This window comes from Novosphingobium rhizosphaerae, from assembly GCF_050920675.1.
In the GTDB taxonomy this organism is placed as follows: Bacteria; Pseudomonadota; Alphaproteobacteria; order Sphingomonadales; family Sphingomonadaceae; genus Novosphingobium; species Novosphingobium rhizosphaerae.
On sequence record NZ_CP137861.1, the window covers coordinates 2,338,709 to 2,355,367 of the forward strand.

At 66.7% G+C, this 16,659-nt stretch carries 15 protein-coding genes; 7 read left to right on the top strand and 8 right to left on the bottom strand.

Annotation, left to right across the window (positions count from 1 at the left end; genetic code table 11):
• Window positions 1–17: 17 nt before the first annotated feature.
• Window positions 18–572, bottom strand: coding sequence for a F0F1 ATP synthase subunit delta (locus R9J51_RS10685; RefSeq protein ID WP_168554456.1), 555 nt, complete (start codon window positions 570–572; stop codon window positions 18–20).
• A 311-nt stretch (window positions 573–883) separates the two neighbouring features.
• A complete protein-coding gene (locus R9J51_RS10690) occupies window positions 884–2,443 on the bottom strand; it encodes a trypsin-like peptidase domain-containing protein (RefSeq protein WP_179504452.1) in 1,560 nt (519 codons plus the stop codon).
• Window positions 2,444–2,545: 102 nt separating this feature from the next.
• On the opposite strand from R9J51_RS10690, the gene R9J51_RS10695 reads away from it, so the two are divergent.
• The gene (locus tag R9J51_RS10695; RefSeq protein ID WP_179504453.1) at window positions 2,546–3,577 is read left to right on the top strand and encodes a methylated-DNA--[protein]-cysteine S-methyltransferase; all 1,032 of its coding nucleotides are present in this window, start codon (window positions 2,546–2,548) and stop codon (window positions 3,575–3,577) included.
• Window positions 3,578–3,583: 6 nt separating this feature from the next.
• Here R9J51_RS10695 and R9J51_RS10700 read toward each other — a convergent pair whose 3' ends face one another.
• The 3 genes from R9J51_RS10700 to R9J51_RS10710 are packed head-to-tail and all read right to left on the bottom strand — an operon-like array spanning window position 3,584 to window position 8,366.
• Entirely contained in the window at window positions 3,584–4,543 is a 960-nt protein-coding gene (locus R9J51_RS10700) for a cupin domain-containing protein (RefSeq protein ID WP_179504454.1), read from the bottom strand.
• Window positions 4,544–4,596: 53 nt separating this feature from the next.
• Window positions 4,597–6,168: a cryptochrome/photolyase family protein gene (locus R9J51_RS10705; protein WP_179504455.1), complete on the bottom strand. Its 1,572-nt coding sequence runs from the start codon at window positions 6,166–6,168 to the stop codon at window positions 4,597–4,599.
• Between the two features lie 5 nt (window positions 6,169–6,173).
• Window positions 6,174–8,366, bottom strand: a complete 2,193-nt coding sequence (locus R9J51_RS10710; RefSeq protein WP_179504456.1) for a primosomal protein N' — start codon at window positions 8,364–8,366, stop codon at window positions 6,174–6,176.
• Window positions 8,367–8,562: 196 nt separating this feature from the next.
• On the opposite strand from R9J51_RS10710, the gene fsa reads away from it, so the two are divergent.
• From fsa to cysS, 3 genes are all read left to right on the top strand, one after another.
• Window positions 8,563–9,216 carry a fructose-6-phosphate aldolase gene (fsa, locus tag R9J51_RS10715; RefSeq protein WP_168554462.1) on the top strand — a complete coding sequence of 218 codons (654 nt, stop codon included), beginning with the start codon at window positions 8,563–8,565 and terminating at the stop codon, window positions 9,214–9,216.
• Window positions 9,217–9,277: 61 nt separating this feature from the next.
• Window positions 9,278–11,095 carry a cobaltochelatase subunit CobT gene (gene cobT, locus R9J51_RS10720; protein WP_179504457.1) on the top strand — a complete coding sequence of 606 codons (1,818 nt, stop codon included), beginning with the start codon at window positions 9,278–9,280 and terminating at the stop codon, window positions 11,093–11,095.
• Between the two features lie 205 nt (window positions 11,096–11,300).
• Entirely contained in the window at window positions 11,301–12,773 is a 1,473-nt protein-coding gene (gene cysS / locus R9J51_RS10725; RefSeq protein WP_179504458.1) for a cysteine--tRNA ligase, read from the top strand.
• 119 nt (window positions 12,774–12,892) lie between these two features.
• On the opposite strand, the gene R9J51_RS10730 is transcribed toward cysS, so the two are convergent.
• Window positions 12,893–13,609 carry a TonB-dependent receptor gene (locus tag R9J51_RS10730; protein ID WP_179504459.1) on the bottom strand — a complete coding sequence of 239 codons (717 nt, stop codon included), beginning with the start codon at window positions 13,607–13,609 and terminating at the stop codon, window positions 12,893–12,895.
• Window positions 13,610–13,686: 77 nt separating this feature from the next.
• Window positions 13,687–14,058, bottom strand: coding sequence for a hypothetical protein (locus R9J51_RS10735; protein ID WP_248290261.1), 372 nt, complete (start codon window positions 14,056–14,058; stop codon window positions 13,687–13,689).
• A 267-nt stretch (window positions 14,059–14,325) separates the two neighbouring features.
• Here R9J51_RS10735 and R9J51_RS10740 point away from each other — a divergent pair, with 267 nt between their 5' ends.
• Window positions 14,326–15,048, top strand: a complete 723-nt coding sequence (locus R9J51_RS10740; RefSeq protein WP_168555457.1) for a S24 family peptidase — start codon at window positions 14,326–14,328, stop codon at window positions 15,046–15,048.
• 53 nt (window positions 15,049–15,101) lie between these two features.
• The gene (locus R9J51_RS10745; protein ID WP_432787384.1) at window positions 15,102–15,776 is read left to right on the top strand and encodes an MBL fold metallo-hydrolase; all 675 of its coding nucleotides are present in this window, start codon (window positions 15,102–15,104) and stop codon (window positions 15,774–15,776) included.
• Window positions 15,777–15,804: 28 nt separating this feature from the next.
• On the opposite strand, the gene R9J51_RS10750 is transcribed toward R9J51_RS10745, so the two are convergent.
• Window positions 15,805–16,206, bottom strand: coding sequence for an MAPEG family protein (locus R9J51_RS10750; RefSeq protein WP_348981761.1), 402 nt, complete (start codon window positions 16,204–16,206; stop codon window positions 15,805–15,807).
• A 264-nt stretch (window positions 16,207–16,470) separates the two neighbouring features.
• Between R9J51_RS10750 and rpmF the strand changes: the two genes are divergently transcribed.
• A complete protein-coding gene (gene rpmF, locus R9J51_RS10755; protein ID WP_168554466.1) occupies window positions 16,471–16,650 on the top strand; it encodes a 50S ribosomal protein L32 in 180 nt (59 codons plus the stop codon).
• The last annotated feature ends 9 nt before the right edge of the window (window positions 16,651–16,659 follow it).

Consider the following 16,659-nt stretch of genomic DNA (forward strand, 5'->3'; position numbering starts at 1 on the left):
GTGCAAACTTTTTGGCTTCAGCCCTTCATGGCCTGGGCGAGCGAATTGAGACGGGTGCGGATCGAGCTGTCGATCATCTGGCTGCCGATCTTGACGACCAGCCCGCCGAGAATTTCGGGATCGACCGCAGTCTTGAGCTTGACCGACTTGCCGGCGCGCGCGGCCAGCTTTTCAGCCAGCGCGGCAACCTGCGCATCATCGAGCGGGTGGGCGCTGGTGACCTGCGCGGTCACTTCGTTGCGCGCGGCCGCGGCGATGGCGGCATAGGCGCGGGCCACATCGGGCAGGGCAGCGAGGCGGCGGTTGCCGGCCAGCACGCCCAGGAAATTGGCCGTCAGCGGGGTGATGCCGAGCAATTGGCCCACGGCAGCGATGGCGCGCGCGGCTTCTTCGCGGCCCACCTTGGGGTTGCGGATCAGCGCAGCGAAATCGGCCGATTCGCGCAGGGCGTCAGCCAGGCGTTCGAGATCGCCTTCCACGGCCGCAGCAAGGCCCTGTTCGTTTGCCAGCTCATAAAGCGCAGAAGCGTAACGCCCTGCCAGGCTGGCGGTGATGCCGCTGGAAATCTCCACGCGCCTCAGTCCCCCTTCGTCCAAGGATTTCAAGCAAGGCACATGACGCGCAAAAAATGCACGTGACGGCCCGCAGTCCCGGCGCGCCTAGCAACGTCACCGCCATATGACAAGTCACCAGTTGGCTCGCGCTGTTGAACGTTGGCCTCCAACACGCAAACGTATGCGTATAACGCCAGCGAAACGTCTCAAGCGCGGGACGGCGGGGCGGTTTGCAGCGCGGGGCTGATTCGGTTTTCGGCGGGCGCTTGCGGGGTTGCTATCTCCCGTCCTCTGAAGAGGAGGGGAGATTGTTGTGCCGCGCTCCCCGTTCAAGGCACCGGCTGGCAGTTGTAGCGCATGCGTTCGTTGGGTTCGGCAGGGAGCAGGGCGCGGATGGCCTGTTGGTCCTGGCCGAAGCGGCGGGCTTCGGTGTCGCCTGCGCCACAGGCCGGGGCGACGATCTTTTGCCGGGCGTCGCGCGCCTTGGTCATCGCGTCGAGCCCCATGAGGAAGCGCTCTACCGTATAGGTGCGACTGTCCGGATTGAAATGGGTGACGGCGATGGTGTCTTCGCCGTTGGGCACCAGCACGCGCGACCAGCCGTCGCTTGCCAGGCCATATTGGCTGCGCTCGTTCATGCAGCCATCGCCGCTCCAGGTGATCGGCACGTCGGTCATGTCGGACACGGTCACGCGGCTGCGCTGCGCGTCGATCACGCAGATGAACTTGCCCGCGCGCGCCGGGCTGGCGGCGCCCGCGCTGGCCGGTGCCTCGGGCGTGCCGCTGGCTGCGGCAAGGTCTTCGGCGCGGGCATCGATCGATTGCAGGCTGGGGCGCAGCGCCCAGGCCGCCACCGTGCCCAGCAGCAGGGCGAGCGCGCTGCCGCCAGCGATCCGCGTGGCGCGAGGGTTGCTGCGCTGGGCATAGATGAACGCGGCGCCGCCGGCGCCCAAGGTGGCAACCAGCAGGAGCACGGCGATCGCCATGCCATTGTCGCGCTGGGTCAGCACGTCGATCTCGGCCTGGCGGCGCGCCAGTTCGAGGGTGCGGGCGCGGGCGATCTGCTTGGCCTGCGCTTCGGCCGCCTGGCGCGCCTGGTCGCTGGCGGCGCGCTCGCTTTCGGCGCGATCGAGATCGGCGATCGACGTGCAGGGCAGGTCGCTGGCATGGGCCTGCACGCCGTTCTGTTGGAGGAAGCGCGAGAGCTCGCGCATCGAGATGGCGAAGTAGAATGCCGAATCGGTTCCGTTGTCGCTGATCGTGCCAAACGAATTGACCCCCACCACGCGACCGCAGGCATCGAGCAGCGGGCCGCCCGAATTGCCCGCGCCGATCGGTGCAGTGTGGAGGATCGTGTCGAATTCCTTGGAACTGCGCCCGGCCGAGACATAGCCGCGCGTCTTCACCGCCGCTTGCGGGCTGACCAGGTCGGACAGCGACAGGCCCTGCGCCAGATCGACGTTGCCGGGATAGCCCACCGCGCTGACATCGGCGCCATCGCTGACCTGGCCGGCATAGAGCGACAGTGGGGACAGGCGCCCGCCGCCATCGATCTTGAGCAGGGCCAGATCGTTGCGCGGGGAATAGGCGACGACTCGCGCTTCATAGCCGCCGCGCCCTTCGGGCGGGACGACGCCGGCGATCAGCGTGTCATCCTGGCGCAGCGCTTCGACCACGTGGGCATTGGTCACGACATATTCGGGCGTGACGGCAAAGCCGCTGCCATGGCCGATCAGCGTGGAACTGCGCCCTTCGCTCTGCACGATGACGACGCGCACCACGCCACGACTGGCCGCCGCGATGTCGGCCGGGTCAGCCAGCGCCGCGGGCACGAGCAGGAACGAAACGATGAGCGAGGCGATGAGGCGGCGCAACATGGCGCCGGTCATTGCCGGGATTTGCTTTGATCGCAAGGCGCGGGATGCGTGGGGGCTGCAACGATGGCATGAAGGGGCCACCAAACAGACTCAGGTCCAGACGCAGGAAACGCCATGACCGATGCCCCAACCCTTGATCAACAAGCCTGCTGGCAGGCCGTGCTGGCGCGCGATCGCGCGTGGGACGGGGTGTTCGTCACCGGGGTGCTGACCACTGGGATCTATTGCCGGCCATCGTGCCCGGCGCGGCATCCGGCGCGGGGCAACGTGCAGTTCTTTGCCGATGGCGCGGCGGCGCGTGACGCGGGCTTGCGCGCCTGCCTGCGTTGCCGGCCGGACGACCTGGCCCGCGATGCGCAGGCGGTGGCCACGGCGATCGCCGCGATCAAGGACGCGGAAGACGCGCCCAGGCTGGAACAGCTGGCTGCGCAGGCCGGCTATTCGCCCGCGCATTTCCAGAAGCTGTTCACCCGCCATACCGGGCTTTCCCCGGCGGCCTATGCCCGCGCGCTGCGCCAGCGGCGGATGGGCGAGGCGCTGAGCGAGGCGGACAGCGTGACCGAGGCGATCCACGCCGCCGGTTATGGCGCGCCTTCGCGCTTCTATGCCGAAAGCGAGCGGCTGGGCATGGCGCCCTCGGCCTGGCGCAATGGCGGGGCGGGGGTGACGATCCGCTGGGCGCAAGTGCCGACCTCGCTGGGGCCGATGCTGGTGGCGGCGACCGACAAGGGCGTGTGCCGGCTTTCGTTCGGCGAGGGCGAAGCAGCGCTGCGCCAGCGTTTCCCCCGGGCGACGCTGGTTGCCGGCGGGGCAGACTTTGCCGCCCTGCTCGATGACGTGATCGCCGCCGTGGAAGTCCCAGGACGGGCCGATCACATCCCGATCGACGTGGCCGGCACTGCGTTCCAGGAAGCGGTATGGCGCCAGCTTCGCGCGATTCCGCCTGGCGAGACGCGCAGCTATGCCCAGATTGCCGCTGCGGTGGGCAAGCCCGGCGCCGTGCGCGCCACCGGCAGCGCCAATGGCGCCAACCACGTTTCGGTGCTGATCCCCTGCCACCGCGTGGTGCGCACCGACGGCAGCCTGGGCGGCTATGCCTGGGGCCTGGAGATCAAGCAGGCGCTGCTGGAGCGGGAGCGGCGGTAGGCCGGCTCAGGGTTTCAGGATCACCGTGTCGGACTGCTGCCAGGCGGGCGTGGCGGAGACGTAGAACGTCAGTTGCGAGAGGGCGCTGATGCGGTGGGGCACTTGCGGGGGCAGGTAGATCACGGCGCCGGGCTTGAGCGGTTGCACGGCGTCACCGATCTGCACGGTGCCTTCGCCGCCGGTCACGAACATCACTTCGTGGCCCTGCTTGGTCATCATGCTGGGCATGGCGGTGCCGGCGGCCATGGTGAAGCGCGCGGCGCTGATCTGGTCGGTGCGCTGTGGCGCGGTGCGGCCGACGAGTTCCTCCAGCTTGATCGGCGGCGGCGGCGGCGTGGCTGCGGCGGGTGCCGGCTTGGCCGGGCCGTCCTCACGCGTCAGCTGTTTGATCGTGCGGGCAAACTTGGGATAACGGGCCAGCAGGTCCTGGCGATGGCCGGCTTCGTAATCGGCATATTCGAAGCCGGGCGAGAGCGTGTTGGCGCCAAAGCTATAGGCGGTTTGCGGCGCGCCGAGGGGGATTGCGCCCATCCAGGTGCCGCGCGGCACCAGGATCTGCGGCTCTTCCCCGGCGAGGACGTGGCTGCCCCAGACTTTGGTTTCGCCATGGCCATCGGGATAGAGCAGCAGCAAGAGCGCCGGGCTGCCGCCGTAGAAGTGCCACATCTCGTCGGTGGCCAGCCGGTGCATGGCGGAAAAGTCACGCTGGGTGAGGATCAGGTAGGTTGCCGTATAGGCCCAGCGCGGACCGGCATAGCGTTCGGCCAGCGGGCCGCCGATCGCGTCCTTGCTTTTGAAGGTCTGGATGAACCAGGGGCCTTCGTGCGGGATGTTTTCCATGTGGAAATGCCGGATCAGCGCGCGGGCGCCCGCCGGAATGCCGTCGGTGGCGGCCGGACGGGCCACGGCGGACGGTGCGGCGCAGCCCAGCAGCAGCGCGGCGCCCAGCGCGATCGCGGTTTTCATGGTCGTTCTCCATCGCTTGCCGGCAAGCCCCCTGCCGGCGCGGCGCATGGCGTTTAAGCAGAAGTGACGGCCCTGGCCCAGCCTTTGCGCGCGGGTTTCAGTGTCTGGAGGAACGCGGCGGCGCTGTCGCGGTATTCGGCTTGCTTTTCGGCGGTCATGCGGCGCCAGGTGGCATAAGGGTTGGCCAGGCGCGGGTTGCCCGCGAGGCGGTCTTCGTTGCGGGCGAGAAAATCCCAGTAGAGCGCGTTGAACGGGCAGGCTTTATCGCCGGTCTTGCGCTTCACGTCATAGGCGCAAGCGCCGCAATAGTCGCTCATCCGGTCGATATAGGCGCCGCTGGCGGCATAGGGCTTGGACGCCAGCTTGCCGCCATCGGCATAGAGCGCCATGCCCGCCACGTTGGGCAGTTCCACCCATTCGAAGGCATCGGCATAGACCACAAGGAACCAATCGGCCACGTCCTGCGGAGACAGTCCAGCGAGCAGCGCGAAATTGCCCATGACCATCAGTCGCTGGATATGGTGGGCATAGGCATTCTTGTGCGTGGCGCGCACGCAATCGGCAATGCAGGCCATCTGCGTTTCGCCGGTCCACCAGAATTCGGGCAGGGGGCGCGTGGCGTCCAGTTCGTTGGCCTGCGCCAGATCGGGCATCGTCAGCCAATAGATGCCGCGCACATATTCGCGCCAGCCGATCACCTGGCGGATGAAGCCTTCCACCGCCTCGATCGGGGCGCGGCCTTCGCGCCATTCGGCCTCGGCCAGGCGGCACATTTCGACCGGATCGATCAGCCCGATGTTGAGCGCCGGGCTGATCACCGCGTGATACATCGTGTCGGTGCCCGCCATCATCGCATCCTGATAGCGGCCGAACAGCGGCAGGCGGGTTTTCAGGAAGCGGTCGAAGGCGTGGGCTGCCTGTGCCGCCGTGACCGGCCAGGCGAAGTGATCCAGGCTGCCGAAGTGATCCTCGAACCGCGCGGCGACCAGATCGAGCACTTCGCGCGTGATCGCGTCTGGCGCAAAGTGCGAAACAGCGGGCGGGCGGCAATCGGCATCGGGGCCGCCGCGGTTTTCCGCGTCGAAATTCCACTTGCCGCCCACCGGCTTTTCGCCGTCCATCAGCAAGCCGGTCTTGCGGCGCATGTCGCGGTAGAAGAATTCCATGCGCCATTGCCGGCGCCCGGCGGCCCACTGATAGAAATCGGGCAGGGGGCAGACGAAGCGTGTGTCGGGCAAGATGCGCACGCGCACGCCCAGGCTTTCGCGCCAGGCATCGATCATCGCGCGCACCCGCCATTCGCCCGGCTCGGTCACCTGCACGCCGCGCGCGCCGTGGCGCTCAACCGCGCGGGCCACTTCGCCGCTGAAATTGCCGGTGTTGGCGGGATCGTCCAGCGTCACGTAATCGACCGTGAAGCCCTTTTCGCGCAGCTCTTGCGCAAAATGCCGCATGGCCGAAAAGATCATGGCGATCTTGGCCTTGTGGTGGCGGACGTATTGCGTTTCGTCCCACACTTCCATCATCAGCACCACGGTATCGCCGGGCGCGCGGTCGGCCAGGCTGGACAGGCCGTGCGAAAGCTGGTCGCCCAGCACGGGGACGAGAACGGGACCCTTTGTCATCCCGCTTAAACGAAGCTGTAGGGGTCGATATCCACGGCCACGCGTACCCCTTGGGGAAAGCGGAACGGCTCGAGCCACTGGCGGATCACTTTCTGCACCTCGCTCGATCGGCGGGCATTGACCAGCAGGCGATAGCGATAGCGCCCACGCAACAGCGAGAGCGGGGCAGGGGCAGGGCCGAGGATCATTACGTCATCGAGGCGCGGCGCGGTGCCGCCGATGGCGCGGGCGGCGTCGCGCGCTTCGGCTTCGTCCTCGCTCGACACGATGATCGCGGCCCAGCGGCCAAAGGGCGGGGCATGGGCCTCGCGCCGGGCTTCGGTTTCGGCGGCATAGAACGCGTCGCGCTCTCCGCTGGCCAGGGCGGCGATCACCGGGGCATCGGGGTGGCGGGTCTGGATCAGGACTTCGCCCGGCTTCTCGCCGCGCCCGGCGCGCCCGGCGACCTGCGCCACCTGTTGATAGGTGCGCTCCGCCGCGCGCAAGTCGCCGCCTTCCAGGCCCATGTCCGCATCGACCACGCCCACCAGCGTGAGATCGGGGAAGTGATAGCCCTTTGTCACCAATTGCGTTCCCACGATCACGTCGATGGCCTTGTTTTCCGCTTGAGCCACGAATTCGGCCGCTTTGGCGGCGCTGGTCAACGTGTCCGAAGTGACAAGCGCCACGCGGGCCTCGGGCAGGATCGTGGCCACTTCGTCGGCAATCCGCTCCACGCCGGGGCCGCAGGCGACCAGGCAATCGGGTTCTCCGCATTCGGGGCAGGCGCGCGGCGTGGGCACTTCATGGCCGCAATGGTGGCAGGCCAGGCGCTGCGACAGGCGATGCTCCACCAGCCAGGCCGAGCAATTGGGGCACTGGAAGCGATAGCCGCAGGTGCGGCACAAAGTGAGTGGGGCATAGCCGCGCCGGTTGAGGAACAGCAGGCTCTGCTCGCCCTTGGCCAGCCGGTCACGCAATCCTTCCACCAGCGGCGGGGCCAGCCAATGGCCGCGCTCGGGCGGCTGTTCGCGCAAGTCCAGGATCTTGATGTCGGGCAGGCCGGCCCCGCCAAAGCGGCTGGGCAGCACCAGCCGTTCATAGCGGCCGGTGCTGGCCATGTGCAGGCTTTCCAGCGCAGGCGTGGCACTGGCCAGCACCACCGGCACACTTTCGAAATGGCCGCGCATCACCGCCACGTCGCGCGCGTTGTAGCGCACGCCATCGTCCTGCTTGAACGAGATCTCGTGCGCTTCGTCCACCACGATCAGGCCGAGCGCGGCGAATGGCAGGAACAGCGCCGAGCGCGCGCCCACCACCACTTGCGCGCGGCCTTGCGACACCGCCCGCCACGCGCGCCGCCGTTCCGAGGACTTGAGCGAGGAGTGCCAGGTGACCGGCGCCACCCCGAAGCGCGCCTCGAACCGTGACAGGAAGCTTTGCGTCAGGGCGATTTCGGGCAGCAGCACCAGGACCTGGCGGCCCTGTTCCATCGCGGCGGCGATGGCTTCGGCATAAGTTTCGGTCTTGCCAGAGCCGGTCACGCCATCGAGCAGGAAGGTGGCAAAGCGCCGCGCGCCCACGGCGGCCACCAGCCGCCCGGCCACTTCGGCCTGGGCCGGCGTCAATTCCGGCACGGCGTGGCGCGGATCGGCGGCGGGATAGGGCCGGTCGGCATCGACGGTGACCGGTTCGAGCAGCCCGGCATTGACCATGCCGCGCAGCACGCCATCGGAAACCTCGGCAATTTCGGCCAGTTCGCGGATCGTCGCCTGCTGGTCGATCAGCAAGTCCATCGCCTGCGCGCGTTGTGGCGTCAGCCGGCCGGGCTCCTTGCCTGACAGACGGTATTCGGTGACGGTGCTGCCGCCCTGCAGCGCGGCCGTGCTCGACAGCGCCATGCGCGCCACGGCGGCGAGCGGCGCCATGTAGTAATCGGCGCACCATTCGATCAGGCGGCGCAAGGGGGCGCCCAGCGGCGGCACCGGCAGCACGCCCAGGATCGGGCGCAGCTTGTGTTCGGGCACGTCGGCGCTGGGCAGACGATCGGCTTCCCACACCACGCCCAGGATCTGGCGCGGCCCAAGCGGGCAGACCACCACCTGGCCGGGCACCACGTCGAGATGGGCGGGCACTTTGTAATCGAGCGGACCCAGCGCGGCGTTGAAGACCACGCAGCGAATGCGGCGGGCCGTGCGTTGTGGAGGCGGCTGGGTCATGCCAGGTGCATATAGGGTGCCAGGCGCAGGGGGCAAATGGGGAACGGCGTTTGCCCGGCCACGGGGAACAGGGCCAAGGGCGCATCGTTGATCAAATGGCGCACACAACCGCACCTGACAGCGCGGCATAGCTGCCCTATAGCCCGCGCCAGATTCGCCGTTATCAAATCATAACCCACCGCGCAGGAAGCATCCCATGAAGTTCTTTGTCGACACGGCCGATACCGCCGAAATCGCCGATCTGGCCGCCACCGGCCTGCTCGATGGCGTGACCACCAACCCCAGCCTGATTGCCAAGTCGGGCCGTGACTTCATCGAAGTCACCAAGGAAATCTGCCACCTCACGCACGGGCCGGTTTCGGCCGAAGTGGTGGCGCTCGATCACCCGACGATGATGCGCGAGGCCGAGATTCTGCGCAAGATCGCCGACAACGTGTGCATCAAGGTGCCGCTGACGATCGACGGCCTCAAGACCTGCAAGAAGCTGACCGCCGATGGCACCATGGTCAACGTCACGCTGTGCTTCTCGGCCAACCAGGCGTTGCTGGCGGCCAAGGCTGGCGCCACGTTCGTTTCGCCGTTCGTGGGCCGCCATGACGACAACGGCTTCGATGGCATGGATCTGATCCGCGACATCCGCCTGATCTACGACAACTACAACTTCGAGACCGAAATCCTGGTCGCTTCCGTCCGCCACGGCATCCACGTGCTGGAAAGCGCCCGCATCGGCGCCGACGTGATCACCGCGCCGCCGGCCGTGATCAAGGGCCTGTTCAAGCACGTGCTGACCGAAAAGGGCATCGAAGGGTTCCTTGCGGATTGGGCCAAGACCGGCCAATCTATCGGGTAAGGATGAACCCGCGCCCCGGTTTTCGCAGCCGGGGCGCTATTTTGCAAAACTGGATTGATTCTTGGCTGCCGAATCCCCGCTCGATACCTTCCGCTCGGTTCTCACCGGCACGTCCCGCGCCCTGGCGGAACAGCCCGAAGTGGAAGTGGCCTGGACATCGGACCAGGCGAGCCAGACCGGCAAGCTGATGCGCGTGCCCATGCCCGGCCGCGCGCTGCCGGCCGACCAGGTGGCCCAGGCGCGCGGCGCGGCCGATTCGATGGCGCTGCGCCTGCGTTTTCATAACGAAGCCCTGCACAATGCCGGCGCGCCGGGCGAAATGCTCGCCCGCGCCTGTTACGATGCGGTGGAGCGGGTACGCTACGAAGTGCTCGGCTCCGATGGCTATAGCGGGATGCGCGGCAATCTGGACGCCGTAACCGCGCAGCGCGTGGCCGCCGATCCGATCAGCCGCGCAACCAAGCCCGAGGAAGTGCCGCTGCCGACCGCGCTTTCGCTGCTGCTGCGCGAAAAGCTGACCGGCGCGCCGATCCCGGCGCTGGCCAAGCTGGGCACCGACATGGTGCGCAGCTGGATCGAGGCCAAGGCGGGCGACGACATGGCCGGCCTGGCGGGCAGCCTGGAAGACCAGATGGCGTTCCAGAAGCTCGCCCTCTCGATGCTTGGCCATCTCGATCTCACTCAAGTCTCTGCGCCCGAGCAGAACGAGAGCGAGGATGAAGAGAGCGAAGACGAGGACGACGGCACCGAAAAGCCCGAGGACGCCGAATCCAGCGCCGACGACCAGCAGCCGATCGAACAGGCTGGCGACACGTCGGACGGGGAAGGCGATGGCGAGGACCAGGAAGAAGTCGAGCGTCCCGACGACGCCGCCGACGCCGACATGGCCGACGAGGGCGAGGAAGGCATGCTGCCGACCCGACCCAACCGACCGTGGACCGACTTGCCCGAAGACTTTGATTACAAGACCTATACCACGCGCTTCGACGAAGTGATCGCGGCGACGGACCTGTGCGACGAGGAAGAGCTGACGCGGCTGCGCGCCTATCTCGACAACCAGATGAAGGGCTTGCAAAGCGTGGTCACTCGGCTTGCCAACCGGTTGCAGCGCCGGCTGATGGCGGCGCAGAACCGCAGCTGGGATTTCGACCAGGAAGAAGGCCTGCTCGATGCCGCGCGGCTGGCGCGGGTCGTGATCGCGCCGGGCCACTCGCTGTCGTACAAGATCGAGCGCGAGGTGGAGTTCAAGGACACCGTCGTCACGCTGCTGATCGACAATTCCGGCTCGATGCGCGGGCGGCCGATCTCGATCGCGGCGATCAGTGCCGACATTCTCGCGCGCACGCTGGAGCGCTGCGGGGTCAAGACCGAAGTGCTGGGCTTCACCACCCGCGCCTGGAAGGGCGGCCAATCGCGCGAAGCATGGCTGGCCGGCGGCAAGCCAGCGCATCCCGGCCGCCTCAACGATTTGCGCCACATCGTTTACAAGAAGGCCGACGAACCCTGGCGCCGCGCGCGCAAGAACCTGGGCCTGATGATGCGCGAAGGCCTGCTGAAAGAGAACATCGACGGCGAGGCGCTGCTTTGGGCACACACCCGCATGCTCGCCCGCCCGGAAGACCGCCGCATCCTGATGGTGATTTCCGATGGCGCGCCGGTGGACGACAGCACGCTGTCGGTCAACCACGCCGGCTATCTGGAGCAGCACTTGCGCAAGGTGATCGACTGGATCGAGAAGCAAAGCCCGGTGCAGCTGGTGGCCATCGGCATCGGCCATGACGTGACCCGCTATTACCGCCGCGCCGTGACCATCATGGACGTGGAGCAACTGGGCGGCACGATCGTGGAGCAACTGGCCGACTTGTTCGAGGTGGATTGAGGGCAGCGCCGCCGGGGTTTGACAGGCTCAGCCCGAACGGGGTTTTGGGCCAGTTAAGCCCCATCCTCTTTAGAAGAGAGGGTTGGGGGTGGTGCGAACCCTTGCGCCAGGCATCCACCACCCCCCGACCCCCTCCTATGAAGAGGATGGCGAGATAAACCAGCAACCTTGACCTTGCGCCCGGATGCAAGGCAAAGCGCGCGCCATGACCGACCAATCCGCCACGCTCGTGCTGTTCAACAGTCTTACCCGCGCGCTCGAACCCTTCGTGCCGGTTCATCCCGGTGAAGCGCGGGTCTATTCCTGCGGGCCGACGGTCTACAACTATCCCCATATCGGCAACATGCGCGCCTATGTCTTTGCCGACGTGCTGGGCCGCACATTGTCGTGGAAGGGCTATGCGCTCACCCATGTGATCAACATCACCGATGTGGGCCACCTCACCGACGATGCCGACGCGGGCGAAGACAAGCTGGAAAAGGCGGCGAAGGCCAATGCCCAGTCGATCTGGGACATCGCGCGGCATTATACCCAGGCCTATTGGGCCGATATCGCCGCGCTCAACATCCGCCAGCCGGCGCACTGGTCGATCGCGACCGATTATGTGCCGGCGATGATCGAATTTGCCCAGAGCATCGCCGACAAGCACTGCTACGAATTGCCCGGCGGCCTCTATTTCGATGTTTCGACCGTGGCCGACTACGGCAAGCTGGCCCGTGCCGCGACCGACGAGGGCGAGGGCCGGATCGAGCAGGTGGAAGGCAAGCGCCACCAGGCCGACTTCGCGATCTGGCGCAAGACCCCGCCGGGCGAGACGCGGCAGATGGAATGGGACAGCCCCTGGGGCCGCGGCGCGCCGGGCTGGCACCTGGAATGCTCGGTCATGTCGGGCAAGCTCCTGGGCTTTCCGTTCGATATCCACACCGGTGGGATCGACCACCGCGAGATCCACCACCCCAACGAAATCGCGCAGAACCAGGCGTTCTGCTGCGCCGGCAGCCTCACCGATCCGGCCAATTCCGGCGCGCGGATGTGGATGCACAACAATTTCCTGGTCGAACGCTCAGGCAAGATGAGCAAGTCCTCGGGCGAGTTCCTGCGGCTGCAACTCCTGATCGACAAGGGCTACCACCCGCTGGCCTATCGCCTGCTGTGCCTTCAGGCGCATTATCGCAGCGAGCTGGAATTTTCCTGGGAAGGGCTGGGCGCCGCACTGACGCGGCTCAAGCGCTTGGTGATGGCCGTGGCGCAGCTCAAGGAACGGGCGGAGCCGGGCGTGGACGTGTCGGGCTGGCGCGGCCACGCCAAGCTGGCACCGTTGGTTGAGCGTTTCGACGCGGCGATTGCCGAAGACCTCAACACCGCCGTGGCGCTCACCGTGCTGGACGAAGCCGTGGCGCTCAAGAAGATTGATCCCGCGCTGAAACTGGCGGCAATCGGAGCGTTCGACAGCGTGCTGGGCCTCAACCTGCTCACCCTGTCCCGCACCGACCTGCGCCTGCGCCCCAAGGCGGCGGCGATCACCGAGGACGAAATCGCGCAAAAGATCGCCGCCCGCCACGAAGCCCGCGCCATCAAGGACTTTGCCCAAAGCGACGCCCTGCGCGATGAATTGGCGGCCCAAGGCGTGGACGCGATGGACGGCGATCCGCTGGGCTGGGACTGGCGGCTGGGCTGACCGCACGGTTGCGCCAGGTGCCCTTCGACAGGCTCAGGCCGAACGGAAGTTGCAGAAAAATCTGTGAAATCCGTTCGGGCAGAGCTTGTCGAAGCCCCAGGCGGTTTCGCGCCAAGCGCTCATCGCTTGGGAACGACCGTCAGCTTGTAGGGGATGTAGAGCAAGACGCCCGTCAACCCGTCGCGTGCCCATTCCACCGGGCGGCTGAGGCCTTCCACTTCCACGGCATAGTCCGCGCCAAAGGCTTCACTGGTGGCGTGGGCATCGGCCGCCACGGCGCGCGCGATGGCAGGGCGGTATTGGTCGGGCGCGACGACAGACAGCGTCAAGTCGCCATCTTCCTCCATAAGTGCGCGCCCAACCGGCTTCACCATCTTGATGAATGCGGTAATTCGCGCCTGTGCGCTCCGCGCGTCTACCTTGTCGGACAGCGGCACTTTGACCAACACGGTCAGCGCCTGGCTATCGGGACGGTTGGTGCGTTTGAGCGTCAGGCTGCGATAGTTGGCCGTGGTCACCGGTTCTACCACCGTTTCGCCATGGGCCAGGCTGACACCGGCCTTGTCCGCCGCCGCGATGGCGCTGGCGAGCATGGCGTAGATTTCATCGGCCCGCTGCGTGGCATCGCGGGTGTCGCCGGTGATACTGACTGGCATGACGGCGAAATCCGCCATGCGATGCAGCCCCACGGCGGGGCGATCGGCACTGTAATCGTCGGCGTCACGGCGCTGGGCCGTGACGATAACTTCCCCGCTGCCGGATTGGGCCTGCGCCGGGCTGGCTAGGCTTCCAAGCGCCAGGGCCAGCCCCAACGTGCTGCGATACGAACGTGTCATCCTCAGGCCCTCCCGTTTGACCAGAGGGTTGCGAGCGAATGACGCGACCGTCAACCCAGCTCGGCCTGCTTTGCCGATCACCCCTGGTCGAGCAGCAGCAGTTCCAGTTCCACTTCCAGCGTGCGTTGCGGCAGCACGGTTTCGTCGGTGCGCACCACGGTTACATCCGCGACCAGGGCGCCAGGGACAGTGAATTCGTGATCGGGAAGGGCGGCGATCAGGGCTTCGCCGTCGTCGCAGGCTTCCCAGCCGGTGTAGCGCAGCACCACGGTGTGGCGGGCGCCGGAAAACGTGACGCTGGCCCAAGGCTGCTCGCGGTGGTCGATCAGCTGCGCGCTGCGGCCGGCGAGGGCGAGCACGCTGCGCACCACGCGGGGGGCGAGTCCCGTGCCGACTCGGCGCTTGCGAGGGGCGGTGGCTTGGCCGAATGGATCGTGATCGCGCAGCATCGAAGGCAATCCTCTGTTTGAATTTCAAAGAAGTTCATGAAATGTTCCGCATGCCCTTTGCCGAAACGGCGGCAGCGGTGGCTGGTCTGGATGGTTAAGACCCTGGTTTGAATCGTGGCATGAAATTTCCTCGGTTTCCGGTGCAGTCCTGTGGACAAATCCCGATAAAAATCCTATAACCATGGCTCATGACCTAGTGTCTAGGAAAAATCCTTCGAGTTTGGACGCACCATGGCGAAGTCTCTGGAATCGGTTGAAAGCGCTGCGATGGCGGGCAAAATCGGCAATGCCGAACCGCTCGATCCGGCCCGCGCACGATTGGTGGAACTGGCCACTGCGCGGGGCGTGTCGCTCTCTGCGCTGTCGGGCCTGATCGGCCGCAACGCCAGCTACTTGCAGCAGTTCGTGCGCAAAGGATCGCCGCGCAAGCTGGAAGAGATCGACCGTGGCACCCTGGCGCGATTCTTTGGCGTGGACGAGGCCGAACTGGGCGCGCCCGATCCGGCCGTGCATGTGCCGGCTTCGCTGGCGCGGCGCAGTGGTGAGGGCGGGGTGCCGGCCAGCGCCTCTGCCCCGCGTAGCGCGGCCGAATGGGCCGACATTCCGCGTCTGGCGCTGGGGGCGTCGGCCGGGCCGGGGGCGCTGGCGGCCGATGAAGTGCCGGTGGGGCGGCTGCGTTTTTCCAGCCGCTGGCTCAAGGCGCAAGGCCTCGATCCGGCGATGCTCAGCGTGATCGAGGTGGAAGGCGATTCGATGGAACCGACGCTGCGCGACAGCGACGAGATCCTGGTCGACCGCACCCCGCGCCCGCTGCGCGCGGGCATTCACGTGATCCGCGTGGACGATGTGCTGCTGGTCAAGCGGCTGGAAGCGGGCGCGGCCGGCATGATCCGCGTGATCAGCGACAACCCCGCCTATCCGCGCATGGAGCGCCCCATGGCCGATGTGGACGTGGTGGGCCGCGTGGTGTGGAAAGGTGGCAAGATCTAACCACTGCGCGGCATGGCTTGCCATTTGGCCCGGCGCTGGCCATTTCAGGGGGCATGAGCCAAACCCCCGCCAGCAACCAGCCGCCGATGAAAGTGGCGATCCTGCCTGTCACGCCGTTGCAGCAGAACTGCACCCTGCTGTGGTGCACCGCCACGATGAAGGCCGCCGTGGTCGATCCAGGTGGTGACCTGGATCGCATCAAGGCGCTGATCGCCAAGGCCGGGGTCACCGTGGAAAAGCTGTTGATCACCCACGGGCACCTCGATCATTGCGGCGGTGCAGCGCAGCTTTCGCGCGACCTTGGCGTGCCGATCGAGGGCCCGCACGAGGCGGACCTGTTCTGGATCGCCAAGCTCGCCGAAGACAGCGGCCGCTGGGGCGTGCCAGCAGAAATCTTCACGCCCAGCCGCTGGCTGGACCATGGCGACACCGTCACGGTGGGCAACCTCACGCTCGACGTGGCGCATTGCCCCGGCCACACGCCGGGCCACGTGGTGTTCTTCCATGAACCATCGCGCTTTGCCATGGTGGGCGACGTGCTGTTCCAGGGCGGTATCGGCCGCTGGGATTTCCCGTTGGGCAATTTCGACGATCTGGTCGGCTCGATCACCGGGCGGCTGTGGCCACTGGGCGACGACGTGACGTTCATTCCCGGCCACGGGCCGCACAGCACGTTTGGCCAGGAGCGCGCGACCAACCCTTACGTGGGCGACGCGGCCCTGGCCTGATTCGCGGCCGAATCGGCGCCTGCGCGGTTCAGGCGTCGGCGGCGATGGAAATGGCCCAGATCGCCAGGCCCAGCAGCGTCAGCATGGTCGTCAACGCGCCGACCGAGCGCAGCTTTGCAAGAAGGCCGCCGTCCATGCCCACGCCATGGGCCACGCGGCCCAGCAGATAGATCGCCATCGCACCCAGCAGCCAGGGGCTGCCGGGGCGGGCCAGTTCGACCACGCCGGCCAGGATCAGCACGATCGGCGCACTTTCGATGAAATTGGCCTGGGCGCGCATCCGCGCAACCAGGGGGGGATGGCCGCCATCGCCCAGCGAAATCTTCGCCGCGCGCCGCACCATGCCGATGCGGATCATCAGCCAGATGTTGAGAATCGCCGCGGCCCCGGCAGAAGCCAGGGTGATGGGCAGGACCGTCGGCATTGTCATTATCCCCTCTCGTCAAGCCGGCGTGGGCGTTTCTTGTGCGAACGCCCCGGCAGATGCTGTGCAACCTAGCGAGGGCATGCTTGCAAAGCACCAGAAAATCCGTATAGGCGCGGCCTTCGCCCGTGATAGGCGATGCCGGTCCACCCGCTCTCATCCAGAACGGAAGCCGTATGAACCCTTCGTCGTGAGATGCGGGGTTGTGCGGTGGCACGGTTTTCCCTATCGCGCCCGCAACCGATGTAATTTTCAGGAACAGGTGCCGAAATGGCCGTCCCCAAGAGAAAGACTTCCCCGTCCCGCCGGGGCATGCGCCGCAGCCACGATGGCCTGAAGGCCGAAGCGTTCCACGAATGCTCGAACTGCGGTGAACTCAAGCGTCCGCACAACCTGTGCAACGCCTGCGGTCACTACAACGGTCGCGAAATCATCGCCGTCGGCGCCTGAGCCGATCTG

Bases quoted from the DNA above. Each gene is read 5' to 3' on its own strand.
- R9J51_RS10690 (WP_179504452.1), bottom strand. From the start codon at position 2,443: ATGACCGGCGCCATGTTGCGCCGCCTCATCGCCTCGCTCATCGTTTCG.
- R9J51_RS10695 (WP_179504453.1), top strand. From the start codon at position 2,546: ATGACCGATGCCCCAACCCTTGATCAACAAGCCTGCTGGCAGGCCGTG.
- R9J51_RS10700 (WP_179504454.1), bottom strand. From the start codon at position 4,543: ATGAAAACCGCGATCGCGCTGGGCGCCGCGCTGCTGCTGGGCTGCGCC.
- R9J51_RS10705 (WP_179504455.1), bottom strand. From the start codon at position 6,168: ATGACAAAGGGTCCCGTTCTCGTCCCCGTGCTGGGCGACCAGCTTTCG.
- R9J51_RS10710 (WP_179504456.1), bottom strand. From the start codon at position 8,366: ATGACCCAGCCGCCTCCACAACGCACGGCCCGCCGCATTCGCTGCGTG.
- fsa (WP_168554462.1), top strand. From the start codon at position 8,563: ATGAAGTTCTTTGTCGACACGGCCGATACCGCCGAAATCGCCGATCTG.
- cysS (WP_179504458.1), top strand. From the start codon at position 11,301: ATGACCGACCAATCCGCCACGCTCGTGCTGTTCAACAGTCTTACCCGC.
- R9J51_RS10730 (WP_179504459.1), bottom strand. From the start codon at position 13,609: ATGACACGTTCGTATCGCAGCACGTTGGGGCTGGCCCTGGCGCTTGGA.
- R9J51_RS10735 (WP_248290261.1), bottom strand. From the start codon at position 14,058: ATGCTGCGCGATCACGATCCATTCGGCCAAGCCACCGCCCCTCGCAAG.
- R9J51_RS10740 (WP_168555457.1), top strand. From the start codon at position 14,326: ATGGCGGGCAAAATCGGCAATGCCGAACCGCTCGATCCGGCCCGCGCA.
- R9J51_RS10745 (WP_432787384.1), top strand. From the start codon at position 15,102: ATGAGCCAAACCCCCGCCAGCAACCAGCCGCCGATGAAAGTGGCGATC.
- R9J51_RS10750 (WP_348981761.1), bottom strand. From the start codon at position 16,206: ATGACAATGCCGACGGTCCTGCCCATCACCCTGGCTTCTGCCGGGGCC.
- rpmF (WP_168554466.1), top strand. From the start codon at position 16,471: ATGGCCGTCCCCAAGAGAAAGACTTCCCCGTCCCGCCGGGGCATGCGC.